1 protein-coding gene is annotated in these 3,397 nt (G+C 70.7%); it reads right to left on the reverse strand.

Annotated elements, in window-relative coordinates:
* Positions 1–3,007 (reverse strand): carbohydrate binding domain-containing protein (locus G9H71_RS21620; RefSeq protein ID WP_196792358.1); only part of this gene is annotated, 3,007 nt, incomplete at its 3' end.
* Between the last annotated feature and the right edge of the window lie 390 nt (positions 3,008–3,397).

Genomic DNA, 3,397 nt, shown 5'->3' on the forward strand with positions numbered 1-3,397 from the left:
ACGGCATGATCGTCCCGGTGTGGTGCTGCTGGACGGCCGGGACGTACGGCGCGAGGTGGTTCTTCTCGAAGTCCGGCCGGTTCGTCACGCTGACGCCCTGGTCGATCTTGTAGCCGGTGCTGTCGGGGTTGTACGTGGTGCCGCCGTCGCCGGCGAAGTGCTTCGTCGAGGCGAGCACCCGGTCCGGGTTCTTCAGCTCGGCCGGCGTCTTGCCCTGCAGGCCGTCGATGGCGGTCTCGTTGGCGATGACGAGCGCGGGGTCCTCACCGAAGGACTCGTAGGTGCGTCCCCACCGGTCGTCCTGCGCGACGCAGACGCACGGCGAGAACGCCCACTGCGGCCCGGTCGCGCGGGTCTCCGTGGCGACGACGTGCTCGACCTGCTCGACCAGCGCCGGGTTGCGCATGGCGCCGAGGCCGATGTTGTGCGGGAAGATCGTCGCGCCGACCACGTTGTTGTGACCGTGGACGGAGTCCACGCCGTAGAGCAGCGGCACCTGCAGACGGGTCTGCTGGGCGCGCAGCTGGTACGAGTCGACCATGTCGGCCCACGCCTCGGCGGTGTTCGGCGTCGGCGTCGAGCCACCGCCCGAGAGCAGCGAGCCCAGCTCGTACGACGCGATGTCGTCCTGCGCCTTGAGCGCGTTGCGCTCGGCCTGGGTCATCTGCCCGACCTTCTCCGCCAGCGTCATGCGCGACAGCAGGTCCGCGACGCGTGCCTCCGTGCTGAGCGAGGCGTCGAGGTAGGGCAGCCCGTGCGCGTTGACGACGAGCGTCGGCAGGTCCTGCGTGACCGAGACGCCCGGGCCCCCGGAAAGGGCGACCGGGATGGTCTCGGCGACCTCACCGTCGCCGTCCACGAGCGCGGTGACGTCGAAGGTCTTGACGGTTCCCGAGGCCGTGCCGGCCGGGAAGACCAGCTGGCCGCTGACGGCCGTGTAGTCCGCGCCCGCGGTGGCGGAGCCGTTGCCGGTGGAGTACGCGACGGTCACGTCGCTCGCGAGCGGCGCGCCGCCGGTCGCGGTGACGCGCACGCCGACGTGGGCCGTCTCGCCCTCGTCGAGGGTGTAGACGGGCGCGTCGGTGCTGACGCTCACCGTCGGGGTGACGGCGGGGGTCCCGTACACCTCGATCTGGTCGTACTCGAGCTTGCCGACGGACCCGGTGGGAGCGGTGAAGGCGAGGCCCCACATGCGGTCGAGGTCGAGCACGTGGTTGATACCGCCGACCGGCTGGTAGTCACCGCGGTACTGGAACTGCGACCACGGCAGCTCCACGAGGTGCCAGCCGACCCAGTCGTCGGTGAACGACGTGGTCCAGAGCTCGGAGGCCTCCGCGTTGGCGCCGCCGTCCTTGACCTCGATGTTGATCCTCTTGCCGCCACCCGGCGCCGCCGGCGGGACGACGTTCTGGCCGTACCACCAGAAGCGCAGCCCGCCGAACGAGCTCCAGTCCTGCGGGTCGGTGTTGAAGCTGAGGTTGTGCGAGACGCCGGCGTAGCTCGTGGTCGTGTCGTAGGCGGCGGACAGGAGGTGGTTGTCCGTCACGCCGTCACGGGCGCGCTCGGGCAGCGTGATGACGACCGGCTTGGAGCTGTCGCCCTGGAAGCCGAGGATTCCCTCGGGGCTGCCGGAGGGGTTGACCGGCGGGTTCGGGGCCTCGAAGTCCTCGATGACGCGGACGTTCTCGAAGAGCTGGACCTGGTCGAAGACGAAGTGGCCGGAGCCGCTCGGCAGGTTGACCGCATACCCCCACATGCGGTCGAGGTCGAGCACGCCGTCCGTGGGCGCGCCCGGCGGCTGGTAGGACGCGCGTCGCTTGAGGTCCTTGAAGAGGACGCGCACCTGCTTCCACTGGGACGTGTCGTCCTTGAAGGTCGACTCCCACAGCTCGCCCGAGCCGGCGCTGTTGCTGCCGTCCTTGATCTCGAACTGGACGGTGCCGCCGGTCCCGGTGCCCTTGACCCAGAAGCTGAAGCCGTCGTAGTCGCGCCAGTCCTGCGGTGCCGACAGGTCGTGGGTGAAGCCGCCGTACTCGACGATGGAGTAGGGGACGTCGAGGCCGGTGTTGCCCGCGGAGGCACCGGGGCGGTCCGCCGCGACGACGCTCAGCGTGGGGTTGTCCGCTCCGCCACGGCCGCCGAAGTTGAAGACGCCGTTCGGGACGGACCCGCCGTCGAAGTCGTCGATCGTCCTGGTGCCGCCCGAGAGCGGGGCCTCGTCGTCGTCGAGCAGCGTGACCGTGGCGGAGCTGCGCGGGGAGATGAGCGTCCCCGCGGGCGCCGCCGCCGACAGGTCGAGCTTCAGGGTCTCCGCCGGCTCGTCGGTGGTGTCCTCGATACCCGCGACGACGACGGTCTTGTCGACCTCCCCCGGGGCGAAGGTCAGCGTGCCGGCGGCGGCCACGTAGTCACGCCCGGCGACCGCCGTGCCGTCTGCCGTCGCGTAGTTCACCGAAACGGGACTCTCGGAAGCCTTGTTCAGGCGTACGTGCAGCGTCGTGGCCGCACCCTCGGCCGACTGCGCGGACGAGGCGGTCAGGCTCACGGCCTGCTCGCTGAAGGTGCCGTGCACCTGGAACGAGTACAGCGAGTAGCCGTACGCGGTGGCCCGGACGGTGCCGGTGAGGCGCAGGTAGCGCGCATCGGCGGAGAGGCCGGAGAAGTCGTCCGTCCCGCCGTCGCCGTCCGTCGCCGAGGCGAGCGGCGACCATGTCGAGCCGTCGAGCGAGGACTCGATCGTGTACGCCTTGCCGAACGCAGCCTCCCAGAGCAGCGTCACGCCGGTGACGTGGGCGCGCGAGCCCAGGTCGAGCGTGATCGTCTGCGGGTCCGAGAACGTGCTGGCCCAACGGGTCGCCGGGTCCCCGTCGACCGCGAGGGCGGCGGAGTAGGTCGCGCTCTCGCTCGACGTGGCCGTGGCGACCGCGCCGACCGCGATGTCGGGCTCGTCGGCCCGGGCGAGGCTCTGAGGGAGGGCACTGAGGCCGGAGACCGCGAGAGCGGCCACGGCGAGACCCGCGGATCGACGCATCATGGGGGTGCGGGAGCTGCGGGAGGAATCAGGATGTAGGGAGCGGATCCCTGGTGCCACGTACGCCTCCGAAGATGTCTTCGCCTCCGCGACACCGCGCAGGCGGCGCAATCGTTTCCGTGGTCTTCGGTTAGGTCAAGCAATCGTAATAACTTCGTGACCGGAGCCAGCAAGAACCTGGGCAACTGTCACGGCTGCACCTTGCGGAGCCCGCAGGAATGCAGCCCTCGTCGCTCCCTCGTCGTGCGCCGGTCACCGCCACGCAGGGCCTGTGGACCGTGCGCCCGGGTTGTCGGCGCGGTGGGGCACGCTGGGCAACGTGCCCCACACCGCCGTGCTCGACCCTGCTGCCCTGGACTCCGCCGC

It is taken from the genome of Motilibacter deserti (assembly GCF_011250635.1).
In the GTDB taxonomy this organism is placed as follows: domain Bacteria; phylum Actinomycetota; class Actinomycetes; order Motilibacterales; family Motilibacteraceae; genus Motilibacter_A; species Motilibacter_A deserti.